At 56.7% G+C, this 14,566-nt stretch carries 13 protein-coding genes; 6 read left to right on the top strand and 7 right to left on the bottom strand.

Going from position 1 to position 14,566, the window contains the following annotated elements; all coding sequences use genetic code 11:
• Nucleotides 1-5: 5 nt before the first annotated feature.
• Nucleotides 6-944: a 2-hydroxyacid dehydrogenase gene (locus tag EO133_RS08940; protein ID WP_244640832.1), complete on the bottom strand. Its 939-nt coding sequence runs from the start codon at nucleotides 942-944 to the stop codon at nucleotides 6-8.
• A gap of 122 nt (nucleotides 945-1,066) precedes the next feature.
• Between EO133_RS08940 and EO133_RS08935 the strand changes: the two genes are divergently transcribed.
• From EO133_RS08935 to EO133_RS08915, 5 genes are all read left to right on the top strand, one after another.
• A complete protein-coding gene (locus EO133_RS08935) occupies nucleotides 1,067-2,488 on the top strand; it encodes a circularly permuted type 2 ATP-grasp protein (protein WP_127072305.1) in 1,422 nt (473 codons plus the stop codon).
• Between the two features lie 4 nt (nucleotides 2,489-2,492).
• Entirely contained in the window at nucleotides 2,493-3,431 is a 939-nt protein-coding gene (locus tag EO133_RS08930; RefSeq protein ID WP_127072304.1) for an alpha-E domain-containing protein, read from the top strand.
• A gap of 13 nt (nucleotides 3,432-3,444) precedes the next feature.
• Nucleotides 3,445-4,254, top strand: coding sequence for a transglutaminase family protein (locus EO133_RS08925; protein WP_164734947.1), 810 nt, complete (start codon nucleotides 3,445-3,447; stop codon nucleotides 4,252-4,254).
• Between the two features lie 74 nt (nucleotides 4,255-4,328).
• The gene (locus EO133_RS08920; RefSeq protein WP_127072302.1) at nucleotides 4,329-5,498 is read left to right on the top strand and encodes a M20 aminoacylase family protein; all 1,170 of its coding nucleotides are present in this window, start codon (nucleotides 4,329-4,331) and stop codon (nucleotides 5,496-5,498) included.
• A gap of 12 nt (nucleotides 5,499-5,510) precedes the next feature.
• Complete coding sequence (locus EO133_RS08915; protein WP_127072301.1) at nucleotides 5,511-6,533, top strand: AbrB family transcriptional regulator; 1,023 nt, start codon at nucleotides 5,511-5,513, stop codon at nucleotides 6,531-6,533.
• A 2-nt stretch (nucleotides 6,534-6,535) separates the two neighbouring features.
• Here EO133_RS08915 and EO133_RS08910 read toward each other — a convergent pair whose 3' ends face one another.
• Nucleotides 6,536-8,191, bottom strand: coding sequence for an alpha-glucosidase family protein (locus EO133_RS08910; RefSeq protein ID WP_127072300.1), 1,656 nt, complete (start codon nucleotides 8,189-8,191; stop codon nucleotides 6,536-6,538).
• A gap of 229 nt (nucleotides 8,192-8,420) precedes the next feature.
• On the opposite strand from EO133_RS08910, the gene EO133_RS08905 reads away from it, so the two are divergent.
• Complete coding sequence (locus tag EO133_RS08905; RefSeq protein ID WP_164734946.1) at nucleotides 8,421-9,464, top strand: substrate-binding domain-containing protein; 1,044 nt, start codon at nucleotides 8,421-8,423, stop codon at nucleotides 9,462-9,464.
• Here the strand turns inward: EO133_RS08905 and EO133_RS08900 are convergent.
• From EO133_RS08900 to cysQ, 5 genes are all read right to left on the bottom strand, one after another.
• Entirely contained in the window at nucleotides 9,461-10,396 is a 936-nt protein-coding gene (locus EO133_RS08900) for an AEC family transporter (RefSeq protein ID WP_127072298.1), read from the bottom strand. The two genes, EO133_RS08905 and EO133_RS08900, sit on opposite strands and share 4 nt — an antisense overlap.
• 92 nt (nucleotides 10,397-10,488) lie before the next feature.
• Nucleotides 10,489-11,340, bottom strand: coding sequence for an aminoglycoside phosphotransferase family protein (locus tag EO133_RS08895; protein ID WP_164734945.1), 852 nt, complete (start codon nucleotides 11,338-11,340; stop codon nucleotides 10,489-10,491).
• A gap of 109 nt (nucleotides 11,341-11,449) precedes the next feature.
• Nucleotides 11,450-11,680 (bottom strand): hypothetical protein, encoded by a 231-nt coding sequence (locus tag EO133_RS08890; RefSeq protein WP_127072296.1) that lies wholly within the window; start codon nucleotides 11,678-11,680, stop codon nucleotides 11,450-11,452.
• A gap of 167 nt (nucleotides 11,681-11,847) precedes the next feature.
• On the bottom strand, nucleotides 11,848-13,635 hold the full coding sequence (locus EO133_RS08885) for a sodium:proton antiporter (protein ID WP_127072295.1): 1,788 nt from the start codon (nucleotides 13,633-13,635) through the stop codon (nucleotides 11,848-11,850).
• 104 nt (nucleotides 13,636-13,739) lie between these two features.
• Nucleotides 13,740-14,522 carry a 3'(2'),5'-bisphosphate nucleotidase CysQ gene (cysQ, locus tag EO133_RS08880; protein WP_127072421.1) on the bottom strand — a complete coding sequence of 261 codons (783 nt, stop codon included), beginning with the start codon at nucleotides 14,520-14,522 and terminating at the stop codon, nucleotides 13,740-13,742.
• Nucleotides 14,523-14,566 lie beyond the last annotated feature (44 nt).

Raw genomic sequence — 14,566 nt, 5'->3', positions numbered from 1 at the left:
GTGGCTCAAACAACCGGCGTCAGCAACAACTTGCCTGCGAAATGGGCTTCAATGTTCTTCACCACAAGCATACCCATCTGGTGACGGGTCTGGTCGGTCGCGCTGCCCTGATGGGGCGAGAGAACCACATTATCGAGCGCGAAAAAGCGCGAGTCCATTTTGGGCTCTTGCGCAAAGACATCGAGCGCGGCGCCACCGAGTTCGCCGGATTCCAGGAGTTCAAGCATGGCGACTTCATCGATCAGTGTGCCGCGCGCCAGATTGACAACTGCGCCCTGCGGCCCAAGCGCTTCGAGCACCTGTCTTGATACGATATTGCGGGTTTGTGCGCCGCCGGGTGCGATAACCATGAGCCAATCGGCATCGCGGGCCATGTCCGTGAGATCGTCGTAATAAATGAAGGGCTGGTTATCCTGCTTGTTCCGGCCATGATAGACGACTCGCATTTTCATGGCCTGGGCACGCACGGCGATTTCCTTGCCGATGCGACCAAGCCCCAGAATACCTAGTGTCTTGCCATTGAGTTCCCAAGTCAGCGGATAGGCACCATCGAGCCATTTGCCTTCCCGCACAAAACGATCGGTTTGGGGAATCTTGCGAGCCATTGCCACCATGAGCCCGATAGCAAGTTCGGCCACTGCATCGTTGAGCACGTCCGGGGTATTGGTAACGCGAATGCCGCGTGCTTTTGCTGCCTCGACGTCAACAGAATCATAACCGACCCCGAAGTTGGCGATCAGTTCGAGATTGGGCATCTTGTCCATCATTGCCGCATTTACGTTGCTGCCTGCGATGGCGCGAATCCCTGCTCCCTTTTCTGCCAGAAAGGCATCACGATCATCTGCTTCGTACAGTCGGCAGGTGTCGAAACGCGCTTCAAGCGCCTCCATACAGGTGGAATAGAGCTGGTGTGTAATCAGAACTGAATTGGAAATTGGTCTCACTCCCCTGATCGGCATAGTCCGTGTATCGGCCCAAAACGTTTTTTAAGACCGCTGGACGACGTACAATAAATATGCACCAATGGTTTGCGCGTAGGGAAGTGCCGGTTTCAAAAAGAAGGCATATGAGCGAAAAGAAATATTTCGACGAAATGCTCAATGCGGATGGATCGATCCGCGAACCTTACCGCATCCTGGCGGACTGGGTTCAGGCTCAGCCCAAATCGGCGCTAAAGCAATTGGCTGCGGATGCTGAAACGATTTTCAGGCGCCTTGGCATTACATTTGCCGTTTATGGCGACGATGCCTCTACCGAACGCCTGATTCCCTTCGATGTGATACCGAGAGTGATTTCCGCAGCCGAATGGCGGCGCCTCGAAAAAGGCATCGAGCAGCGCGTCAAGGCGCTCAACATGTTCCTGCACGATCTTTATCACAACCAGGACATTATCCGCGCGGGGCGTATTCCCGAAAAGCTCATCATCCAGAATGAAGCCTTTTGCCCGCAAATGATGGGATTTACCCCGCCGCGCGGGATCTATTCGCATATTATCGGGGTCGATCTGGTGCGCACCGGCCCCGACGATTTTTATGTGCTTGAAGACAATCTGCGCACGCCTTCGGGTGTTTCCTATATGCTCGAAGACCGGGAAGCGATGATGCACCTTGTGCCGGATCTATTCCACAAGCTCAAGGTGGCGCCGGTCGAAAACTACCCGGAAAACCTGCGCCGGACACTGGAAAGCGTTTCGCCCGATACATGCGATGGGGCGCCCAACATCGTCGTGCTGACGCCGGGCATTTATAATTCAGCCTATTTCGAGCATTCCTTCCTTGCCGACCAAATGGGCGCGACGCTGTGCGAGGGCCATGACCTGTTTGTCGAGAATGGCAAGGTCTATATGCGTACAACGCTGGGGCCAGAGCGGGTGCACGTCATCTATCGCCGGATCGACGACGATTATCTGGATCCACTGACCTTCAAACCGGACTCAATGCTGGGCGTGCCCGGACTGTTCGACGCCTATCGCGCAGGCAATGTAACACTGGTCAACGCGCCGGGAACGGGGATTGCCGACGACAAGGCGGTCTATACCTATGTGCCGCAGATCATCGAATTTTATCTGGGCGAAAAGCCCATCCTCAAGAATGTACCGACCTACAATTGCAGCAATGACGACGAGCGCGCCTATGTGCTCGACAATCTGGCTGACCTCGTGGTCAAGGAAGTGCATGGCTCGGGCGGCTATGGCATGTTGGTTGGCCCGGCTTCCACCAAGAAGATGCGGGCCGAATTTACCGACAAGATAAAAGCGCGGCCTGACAATTACATCGTACAGCCGACGCTCGCGCTCTCCACCTGTCCCACCTTCACCGACAAAGGGATTTCCCCCCGGCATGTCGATTTGCGGCCGTTCGTTCTTGTGGGCGACAAGGTTCGCATAACGCCCGGCGGACTGACACGGGTGGCTCTGAAACCTGGTTCCCTTGTGGTCAACTCCTCCCAGGGAGGTGGCACCAAAGACACCTGGGTTCTGGAGGATTGAGGTGATGCTTGGACGATCTGCCGCTAACCTGTTCTGGATGTCACGCTATGTCGAGCGCGCCGAAAACATGGCGCGTCTGCTCGATGTAGGATACCGCATGAGCCTCACCGAACGCGGTGAGGAGTCCGAGCATCTGTTGTCGATGCTGCAAGCAGCTGAAGCCGAAGAAGCCTTTGCCGCAAAGCACGATGTGATCGACGTGGCCAATGTCGCCCATTTCATGCTGTTCGACATGGATAATCCGTCTTCGGTGAAATCCAGCCTTTTCAACGCTCGCACCAATGCCAAATCGGTACGGACGGAAATCACCATCGACATGTGGGAAAGCCTGAACGGCACGTGGCTGGAATTCTCTCAGGTGCAGCCACGCCATGTAATGGGCAACAAACTCCCGAGCTTCCTGCAATCGATCAAGCAAAGCTCCAACCAGTTCCGCGGCGCATTGCTGGGCACATTGATGCGCACGGACGGATTTGCCTTTGCGCAGGCGGGAAATTTCATCGAGCGAGCCGATAACACCGCACGGATTCTCGACGTCAAATATTACGTTCTGCTGCCGCGCGCGAGCATGGTGGGCAGCGATGTCGATATCCAGCAATGGACGATGATTCTGCGCGCCGCCTCGGCGCACCGGGCGTACCGGCATATCTATCACGACCGGTACAAGGCCTGGAACATTGCCGACTTTCTGATTTTCCGCAAGGAAATGCCGCGATCCCTGGCTTTTTGCGTGACGTCGGTCAGTGCGATGCTGGCGATGCTCGACCAGATTTACGGCGAGCCATCTGCCTGCCACGACGAAGCTATAAAAATGGCACAACTGCTGACAACCGGCACAATGGACAGCGTCTTTTCCGGCGGGCTGCACGAATATCTGGTGGCCTTCATGGACAGCAACAATCGGCTATCGAATGCGATATCCGAGAGCTACAATTTCTACTGAGGAGGAAAAGCTAATGCGCATTTCGGTTCGCCATGAACTCCGCTTTTCCGCCGGGGAAGGAACATCTCATGCTGTGCAGCACCTACTGGCAACGCCCCGCGACACGCCAGCGCAAAAGGTCGTCGAATGGACGATCTCCATGCCTGGGATGGACGGCGCAGCGGTCTTTGACGACGCGTTCGGCAATGTCGCGCATATGGTCAGCCAATCGCAGAATGACGAGGCTCTGTTCATTGCAATCAGTGGCATCGTCGATACAAAAGATTGCAATGGGGTGTTGGGCAAGCTCGAAACCGACCCCAATATCGCACTGTTCAAACGAACAACCGCACAGACACGACCCAATGGGCATCTGATCAACCGTCTCAAGGCGCAGCAAAAGGCCGGGAGCAGCCGCGTGGATATGTTTCACTGGTTGATGAAGGTGCTCCACGATGCCAATGCACCCGATGAAGGCGAAGACGACGACACGCCCGAAATCGCGGCGGAAGATCATGCACATGTGTTTGTGGCTGCCTTGCGGGGCATGGATGTTCCGGCACGGTTCGTGACGGGGTACGTGCTAAGCGATGTCAGCGCCCCGACCCGACTGCATTGCTGGGCGGAAGCCTGGGATGACGGACTCGGATGGATCGGGTTCGACCCTTCGGTCAATTTGTGTCCGACGCCCAATTATGTGCGGCTGGCCGCTGGCCTTGATGCGGATACTACAGCTCTTGTCCGACTGGTTCCTAACGTGCCACGTGCCGCAGACGACGCGATCCGAGTGTCCCAGGACATGATGGCAAACCAGCAGCAACAGCAGCAGGCCATATCGATTTAGGGCAAACCGCCATTGACGCGCAAAGCCGGGCGGCAGAAAGTGCCTCTTTACTGATTTGTCCTCTCAGGTTTCTTATGCCCGTTATCAATCGTATCGCCGAGTTCCATGCTGACATCGCTGCGTGGCGCCAGACTATTCATACCAACCCCGAACTGCTCTATGAGGTTCATAAGACCGCAGCTTTTGTTGCTGAAAAGCTGAAGGCGTTCGGTGTCGACGAAATCGTAACCGGCATGGGCCGGACCGGTGTTGTGGGCGTCATCAAGGGCAAAACCAATACGAGCGGAAAAACAGTCGGTCTGCGCGCAGACATGGATGCGCTTCCGATTACTGAGCGCACCGGCAAGCCTTATGCCTCAAAAAATGATGGGCTGATGCATGCCTGCGGCCATGATGGCCATACGGCGATGCTGTTGGGTGCGGCACGCTATCTCGCCGAGACCCGCAATTTCGATGGCTCTGTGGCTGTGATTTTCCAGCCCGCAGAAGAAGGCGGCGGCGGTGGCAAGGCCATGGTCGAAGACGGGCTGATGGAAAAGTTCGGAATTTCCGAAGTTTTCGGCATGCACAACATGCCGGGCATTCCGCTCGGACACTTTGCGATCCGCGAAGGTGGCATCATGGCGGGAACCGATGAATTCGTCATCGATATAGAGGGCCATGGCGGACACGCGGCCATGCCCAACCTGGCAATCGATCCGGTCATCGTTTCGGCCCATATCATCACCGGCCTGCAGACGCTGGTATCGCGCAATGTCGATCCGATCCGCTCGGCGGTGCTGTCGGTTACAACGGTCAATGCCGGGACGGCACATAACGTAATTCCGCGGACAGCGCGGCTGACCGGCACGGTGCGCACCCTTGATGAAGCGGTGCGCAACCTGATGGAAGAAAATATGAAGCGACTGGTGCCGCAACTGGCGCAGGCCTTTGGGGCAAAAGCATCCGTGGCGTATCGGCGCGGCTATCCGGTAACGGTCAATGCTCCAGAACAGACCCAATTTGCGGCCAAGGTTGCCGCGGAATTGGTAGGCGAAGAGCGCGTCAATCCGCAGGTCGATGCAACGATGGGTGGCGAAGATTTCGCTTATATGCTCAATGCACGGCCCGGCGCCTATATCTTTGTGGGCAATGGCGACAGTTCTGACCTGCATACCGATACATATGACTTCAACGATGAGGCGATCCCCACCGGGGTGAGCTATTGGGTCCGGTTGGCCGAACGCGCCCTGCCGGCGCAATAGGGTCGCGGGGCTGTGCCTGTTATCGGCTGGACGCTCGCAACGCTGCTGATCTCGGCAGCGGGCGGGCTGACGCTTTCCCTGTTCGATGTGCCGGCCGGCATACTGATGGGCGGCGCACTGGCGGTAAGTGTCGCTGCGATTGCAGGCTTCAGAACCAGCGTGCCGAACCGGCTGAGGGACGGGCTCTTTATCCTTGTGGGCCTGACCATGGGGGCGAGCGTTGCCTCGGACACACTGGGCCTTGTCGCGCAATGGCCGATTACGCTGGCGGCGCTGGCGTTGGAACTTGTCGTCATCGTATTGGTCTGCGGGCTGGTGCTGATCAAGTTGTTCAAGCTCGACAAGGGCACGGCCTATCTCAGTTCCTTTCCGGGGCATCTGTCCTTTATCATCGGAATCGCTTCGGCGGGTGTCGGCGATCCGCGCCAGATTATCGTCATTCAGGTTTTGCGGGTGATGATCCTGACGCTTTGCGTGCCCATCGGGGCAATATTCCTGCCGGTCGGCAATTACGATGTCGGCATGACGGCAGAGCCGATGGAGCTGACCACTTTGGGAATGGTGGCTGCGGGCTGCATCTTTACCGGATGGGTATTTTCAAGGCTGAGGATTCCGGCGGGTTATGTTTTGGGGTCAATGGCCTTCGCTACAGCAATGAAGCTGACCGGTAATTTTGAGGGTAGCCTCCCACCACTGCTTGTCGATATCACCTTCATCGGAATGGGAGCCTTGATCGGGTCGCGCTTTGCAGGAATTTCGCGCGCAGAACTTGCACGAGCAACGGTTGGCGGACTGCTGACGACCGCGATCACAATCGGGATCGTAACACTCGTCGCCTATGGCCTTACCTATATCGTGGACATGCCCTTCGGCCAATTGTGGCTGGGGCTTTCACCCGGAGGCCTTGAATCCATGGGCGCTTTGGCTATCGCGCTCGGATATGACACTGCCTTTATCGCCGCACACCACGTGGCGCGACTGATGATGTTGACCTTGGCAATACCCACCGTGGCGTTGCTGGTGCGCAAGACCTGATCTCAGGCATCGGCCATTTCAGTGACGGCAAGCGAGGCAGGTTTCACCTTCATGCCGCACTCGATAAAAGCAAAGCCGTTGCCCTTGAGCGTCAGATGGCCCGATTCAAGCGCGATCCCGCGTGACTGACCGGATGGGACGACGTCATTGGGCAATCCCTTGACTGTCAGTTCCTGAGTGGCGGGCGAAAGGTTGAAAACGCACAATATCGTGTGCGCCTCATCATGCCGCATGAACGCGAGAATGGGCTCGCCGACGTCAAGGAAAGTGGTGTCGCCCCGGATCAGGGCAGAATGCCGACGGCGGAAGGCAAGCATGTCGCGATAATGATTGAGCAAGCTATCTTCAACGGTTTCCAGTGTTTGGACGCTTCGCGCCAGATGCGGAGATTTGACCGGAAGCCACGGCTTGGAATCGGTAAAACCACCATGAGTGCTATCATCCCAGGGCATTGGCGTGCGACACCCGTCGCGACCCTTGTTGTCCGGCCAGAAGCGGATCGCCTGAGCATCGGTTAACTCGTGATATTCGATCTCAGCTTCCGGCAGGCCAAGCTCTTCGCCCTGATAAATGCAGATCGACCCCTTTAGCGCCAGCAGCAGGGCAATAGTCAGTTCGCCAAGGCTGTCGGGTGTAACCTGATGGGATTCCCAGCGCGAGATATGACGGCGCACATCATGGTTTGAAAAACTCCAGCATGGCCAGCCATCGGGGGCACCTTCAAAGAACGCCTCAAGCCGGGAACGGAAATGTTCGGCCGTGAAATGGGGGCCGAGCATATCGAATGAATAGCACATGTGCAGAAGATCATCGCCCTGGGTGTATTGGGCCATCAACTCGATCGCGCTGTGATGATCTCCCACCTCGCCGACGGTCGTGGTGCCGGGATATTCATCCATCAGTGCGCGGACGCGCTTGAGAAAGGCTATGTTTTCGGGCTGGTTCTTGGAATAGCGATGAAACTGCATCGCATAGGGATCGCTGGCAAAAGATGTCTTTGCATTTCGCGGTGCCGGGGGATTGTTGCGCAGCATGGCATCGTGGAAATAGTAATTGACCGTATCGAAGCGGAACCCATCCACCCCGCGATCAAGCCAGAAACGCATTGTGTCGAGCACCGCATCCTGCACCTCAGGATTATGGAAGTTGAGATCGGGCTGTTCGATAAGGAAGTTGTGCAGATAATATTGCTGGCGCGCGCCATTCCATTCCCATGCAGGTCCACCAAAGACCGACGGCCAGTTCGTCGGTGGCGTGCCATCCTCGTTGGGATCGGCCCAGACATACCAATCGGCGCGGGAATTGCTGCGCGAAGAGCGGGACTCAACAAACCAGGGGTGCTGATCCGAAGTGTGGCTTACGACCTGATCGATGATGACCTTTAAGCCCAGCACATGGGCTTTTTCAATCACAGCATCGAAATCGTCCAATGTGCCGAACAGCGGATCGATATCGGTATAATTGGCAACATCGTAACCCATATCGGCCATTGGCGAGGTGAAAATCGGCGATAGCCAAATTGCATCCACGCCGAGGCTGGCAACATAGTCCAGCCGGGACAGGATACCGCGAAGATCGCCCACTCCGTCGCCATTGCTATCCTGAAATGAGCGCGGATAGATTTGATAGATTACGCCACCGCGCCACCATTCAGTCATGCTCAATCTCTTTCCTGGAACGAAAACCGGCCTAAAACGCTTTGAATACGGAACGACAATTCCGCTACGCAATCGCGCTTCGTTGTCGCGCATCAAAACACGGCAGGCCGAAACTGCCTAGTCAGCCAATGACCAAACCGGTTTAAGTGTTGCATAGGAGTAACATGGGGTTCTATGACAGGTAAGGCGCCGATCTTTGGCGCAGTCAAGCTTGAGAGGGGAGGCTCGAGTGACCACATTGCGGCAATTGGCCGAGCATCTGGGGCTATCGCCGGCAACGGTAAGCCGCGCGCTTAACGGATTTCCCGAGGTAGGCGCCAAAACGCGCGCGCGCGTCATTGCCGCTGCGGAAAAATTCAACTACCGGCCCAATCTCACCGCCAAAAAGCTCGCAACCGGCAAGTCGGGAATGGTGGGCATTATCTTTCGCGCCGCGCGCAGCCTGATGGTCGACCCGCATTTTCTGGAATATCTTGCAGGGTTGAGCATGGGGCTGGCCGAACGCGAGTTGGACCTGATCCTGCGTCATGCACCGCCCGGAGCTCAATTGCAGTCCTATGAACGCCTTATCAACTCCGGACTGGTCGACGGCCTGGTGATTGCAGCGCCGGAGTTGGATGATCCGCGGATTGCGATGCTTATGGAGAACGATTTTCCCTTCGTGGTACACGGACATATCGGCGATCATCCCAGCTACGCATTTTACGATATTGACAATTTGGACGCCTTTTCGCGCGCCACCCAATTGCTGCTGGCGCTTGGACACAGGCGGATCGCGTTTCTCAACGGCGCCGAAGGCATGGCGTTTTCCATGCAGCGCGAAGCTGCTTTTCAGGCGGCGCTTGCCGCGGAGGGCATCGGCGTGCCCGAGCTGTTCGTCAATCACTCCGAGATGAGCGAAGACCTGGGCTACCAGTGCGCCGTCAAATGGCTGCACGAAGAAAAGGCTCCGACGGCCATTCTGTGCTCCTCAACCCTGTTGGCGTTGGGCGCCATGCGCGCCGCGGGCGAGGCCGGACTAACCGTGGGAAAAGATATTTCCATCATCGCACATGACGATGTTCTACCTCATTTGCGGGCCGAGCACTTCCTCCCTGCATTGACCGTCACGCGCGCACCGATCCGCGATGCAGGCTTTGCACTAGCCGAAATGATCCACAGACGTATCGATGGCGAAGCGCCAGAGATGATGCAGACCATCGCGCCGGTGGACCTGATCGTGCGCGGCTCAACTGGGGCGGTCCCGCCCGATGCAGGCGAGCCCTGGCTTTAGGTTCCCAACACCAAGAGCCACATACTGATGGTAAAGACCGACATCACCGTTGAAATCAGGATCGTGTTGGCGGCAATGTCGACCGAGCGATTGTAAAAGGTTGAAAAGATATAGACGTTGATCCCCGCCGGCATAGCGGCCAGCAATACGCCATAGCGCGCAATTTCCGGGTCCACGCGCAACACCGGCACCATGATGACCCACGCGATGGCTGGGTGAACAACCAGCTTGAAGCCTGACATTAATGCAGCCTGCAACCATGTATCGGCCAGCTTATATTCGTTAAGCGCTCCCCCGAGGCCAAACAATGCAACAGGCATGACAGTGGAGGCAAGCAAGGCGGTCGTGTCGTCCAGAACGCCGGGCATGTCCAGATTGACGAGGTTGCCGATCATGCCGAGGGCGATGCCAATCAGGATGGGATTGGTGACCGACTTTTTGGCCCCCTGAAGCAGTGCAGTGGAAATCTTGCCACCATCACGGCGCGCGAGTTCCATCGCAAACATGCCAAATGTCATCAGGAGCGGCGCATGCAGCCCGATGATCGAATAAACGATGGGCATGGCCTCATCGCCATAGGCCCGCTGCATGATTGGAATACCCACCAGAACGGTATTGGTGAACATGGCCGCAAAGCCAGATGCAACGGCCTCGCCAGGCGTGCGATTGAAGAGGTTACGCGCAATCAAAAAAACAAGGACCATCACGCTGACAGCGCCGAGATAAAACGGGATGATGATCGAGGGCACAAAAGCTGCCTCGAAATCGACCGTCAGCATTGCGCGGAACAACAGGCACGGCGTCGCGAAATTGTTGACGTAAGCGATCAGCCCACGTACGCCCTCACGCGGATAAAGGCGCAAGCGCACGGCAAAATAGCCCAGGCCAATAAGGGCAAAAACGGGCGCAACGACGTTCAGAACGGCAAGCATACGGACACGCCAGGCAGGACAACGAAAAGTGCGTCAGGCGACAAGACACCTAATATGCTAGCGCGTCAACATTACTGCCCAATTTTGCGTTTTCAGGCCGCGTCGTACACTGACAGCAAGTTTGGCAGTACCGCGAGTTGCCAGTTGATGGCCTGCCCCCGCTCCAGCGCCCGGCAAGCCGAATTTGCCGCATGGATCGCAGCAAACGCGAGAATACGCTTGCGGCGATAGCCGAGCTTAGCGCTGAAAAGATCGGCCATTGCGTTGATCCTGATCGGGTCGGAGCCCAGCTTCACCGCACCCCATGGATGCATAAAACTTGCCGCCAGATCGTAGGCAGGATCGCCGAAAAGGCCTATCGGCGCGCGGGCGACCCAGCCGCGCTCGGTCAGCAACACGCGATCGTGATGTACATTGCCGTGCAAGGGGATTTCGGCATGGGGCTTGTCAAATGCCGTGTAGGCGATGCCGACCGAGCGGGCATAAAGATCGCGTGCCGTATCGGGCCATAGCCGCACGTCGGCCGCAAAGAAATCGGAAAGATATTCGCGCAACGGCACCAACCCTTCAGGCATGTCGGGCCTTGGCACATGCAGCATACCGACCAGATTAGCCAGCGCAGACATCGCCTGTCCGTCCTTGCCATCAAGCGCAGGTTCGGCCAGTTTGCGGCCATCGGCCCACTCGACCAGCAAGGCATCTTCCGACGAGCTGTAATGGTGCAAGGCACCATCGCCCCGATACCAATCGAGCAGTCGCCCGGCGCGGCGGGCATCTTCAGAGTTTCCGGTCTTGAACAAATAAAGTGCAGCAGGACGATTGTCGTCGCGCTGAACGCGATAAACCCAGCTTCGATCCGTCTGGGCGACCAGAACGGGCTTGGTCAGGCTCCAGCGAATTGCGGCCTTGTTGAGCTGGGTATCATTAGGTGTCGTTGCTGTCATTGTCCCCATCTGCAAAATATTCCCGGCTTTTTTCCGGCAGGAATCAGTTCGGACAGGAGATCAGTGTTTCTTTTTTAAAGGAATTTGTCGACGGGGTGCGCTCGATTGTTCAGGAATTGGTTCCCAGCCACGGCATTTTAGAGTGCCGGATATTGGTGGGCACGCGGCGCGTTTCGAGCGTGTGTATCTTGGGATCGGCAATCGCTGCATCGAGTTCTTGCAAGCGGGAAACAGCGAGATCCAGCAGTTGATCGAGCTTGGTATCAAACCATACGTCATTGGCTAGAATTGCGCGAGCCTGTTCCAGATTGTCCCTGGCCAGTAAATATGCTGACGGCATGATCTTGCCTCCGTAGGTTGTGAACTGCCCCTTGAATATTGATAGCAAATGAGTCGAGCCAGTGGACGGTTCTTTTCACGCACAGGTGGGGATAGTTTGCCTTAACGGGGCAGCAATGTCTGCGCTGCGATTTTAATCAAAAGCAACCGGTCTTTGGTGCGGAGACACTATAATGGCCAGAAAACCGGTATTAAAATCATGGCTATAGCGAAGACCACAAGGTTCATTACGGCACCAATCCGCACAAAGTCGAAAAATTTATAGCCGCCCGCGCCATAGACGAGGGTATTGGTCTGATAACCGATCGGGGTCAGAAAACTTGCACTTGCCGCAAACATGACCGCGACGACGAATGGGCGCGGATCGACGCCAAGCGCCAGCGCAAGGCCAATGGCAATGGGGGTCAGAATAACCGCCACCGCATTGTTTGTGACTACCTCGGTCAGAAACGAGGACAGCAGGTAGATGACTCCGAGCGCAAATAGCGGCGAAAGCGTGGAAAGAAATGGTGTCATCGAGAAAACGATAAGGCTGACCAGACCCACCTTTTCCATGGCAACGCCGACCGCGAGCATTGCAACGATAAGCCCGAGGATGCGCCAGTCGACCGCCTGAACAGCTTCGTCGACTTCCACGCAGCGGGAAACGAGTACGGTTGCCGCGCCAATCACGGCGAGCCCTGCAATCGGCATAATATTGAAGGCTGCGCCAATAACCACGGCAAGCGTTACCACGATGGCCAACGGTGCTTTTGCGCGACGAAAGCCACGTTCGGCCGGCTGGGAGACATTGACCAGATCGTAGTCTTCGACCATGCGGCGCAGATCGTCAGGGCTGCCTTCGATCAGCAATGTATCGCCAACCTCGAGCGGGGAGGTTTCAAAGCGCTCGGCAAGGTTAGCGCCCCGGCGATGCAACGCTATGGGATAGACGCCATAGCGTCGGCGCAAGCGAAGGTGCCGCAGGGTTTTGCCCAGAATACCGGCGCCCGGCCCGATCAGAATTTCAACCACCGTTGAACTTCTGGCGCCAAGCGACTGCATATGTTCGGTTTCAGGCACCGTGAGATCGCCCTCCTCCTTCATCGACAGCAATTCAGCAACCGAAGTGCGCAACACCACGACATCGCCTGGCTGTAAGACCACATCGTTGAGGTGCCGGCGCAGCGAGAATGTCGCGCGCAAGACGTCGATGAGTTGGCGGTCGGCGCGGTTAAAAGCAGGAACGTCTCGGGCCTTTTTGCCTACATGGGGGGAGTTTTCCTCAATCACAGCCTCAAGCACGAACTTCTTGTTGCTCTCGGAAATCGAAATCGAGGAAACGGTCGTGCGATCGGGCAAGAGCCCGCGCAGAGCCAGCATGACGGCGATCCCTGCGATAGCCGCGACAATGCCAAGCGGCGCAATCTCGAAAATATGGAACGGAGCCATGCCGTTTTGCTGGGCCACGCTATCGACAAGAATATTGGTGGACGTACCGATAAGCGTACATGTGCCACCGAGAATGGCCGCATAAGATACCGGTATGAGCAATTTGGACGCCGAACTGTTCAATTCCTTTGCCAGCGCCACCGCCACGGGGATCATCAGCATGACAAGCGGGGTATTGTTCATGACTGCCGACATGGCGGCAATCGAGAGCAGAAAAAACAGTAATGTTCGACGCGGCTGGGTTCGGGCGCGCATGGTAACTTGCCGCGCAAAGGCCTCGAGCGCACCGGTCCGTACAAGTGAAGCGGAGATAACGAACATCGCAGCGATGGTTACAGGCGCACTGTTGGAAAGCACGCCCAACAGATCGTCGACGGAAATAATGCCGAGAATGAGCAGTGCCGAGACGGCCACTGAAGCGCTGACTTCGGGAGAACGCCATTCGCGAGCGAATGCGAGAAAAAGGACCGCGATTGTCGCCGCAACGATTATAGCGCCATATGGCTCGATAAGATCCGCGATCAAATCCGCCCTCCGGTTTGTGCAGACCGCACCTTATTGCATCCCATCGCTTGAGAAAATGCGCAAGTTTGTTCGGGAAATAGATTTTTCCGGCAAAGACCCAGTGGTCAATTGTTATTGCCAGTCGAGCGGGCGATGAAAAATGGATTGGCAAAATCACTGTCGGATGGCTGGTCACGTTTCCCGTAGCGCAGCACGGCACCATCAAGCGTGACCACCGTGCCGCCAGCCGCGCGCAAAATTGCATCGCCTGCAGCGGTATCCCATTCCATAGTGCGGCCAAACCGGGGATAGAGATCGGCCCGGCCTTCGGCCAGGAGGCAGAACTTCAGCGAGGAACCTGCAGCTACAAAATCGCAGACTGCGATTTTCTCAAGATAGGCATCAAGTTCGGGGGTGCCGTGAGACCGGCTGCCAACGACCCGAAATCCTTGCGGACCGCAGGCGACCACGGCAATAGGTGTCGAGTCGGCAATCTTGCCCTGCTCCACTTGCGCGGATTGGGCAGGGACTGCCTTGCCTCCCCACCAGATCCTGCCAAGCGCCGGGGCATAGACGACCCCGAGCACCGGCTCGCCCTCCTCGATCAGGGCGATGTTAACGGTGAACTCGCCGTTTTTGGAGATGAACTCTTTGCTGCCATCGAGTGGATCGACAAGGAAGAAGCGATCGCTTGGAGGGGGCACACGGCCAGCGGCAACGGATTCTTCAGCTACGACCGGAATATCGGGAGCAATTTTCGCAAGACCGGCAAGGATGATGGCTTCCGCGCGCGTGTCGGCCTGTGTTACCGGCGAGGCGTCGGGCTTGATCTCGACGTCAAATTCGCTGGCATAGACGGTCATGATTTCCGCACCGGCGGCAATCGAGAGGTCCAGAAGGTCTGCGATCAAAAGCCCATCCAATCGTCTGGTGCCGCAAGCCTAGGTGTTGC

The sequence above is a fragment of the Pelagibacterium lentulum genome (genome assembly GCF_003992625.1).
Lineage (GTDB): Bacteria > Pseudomonadota > Alphaproteobacteria > Rhizobiales > Devosiaceae > Pelagibacterium > Pelagibacterium lentulum.
Note: the sequence above shows the minus strand (reverse complement) of the source record. Positions and strands in the feature narration are given on the sequence as shown.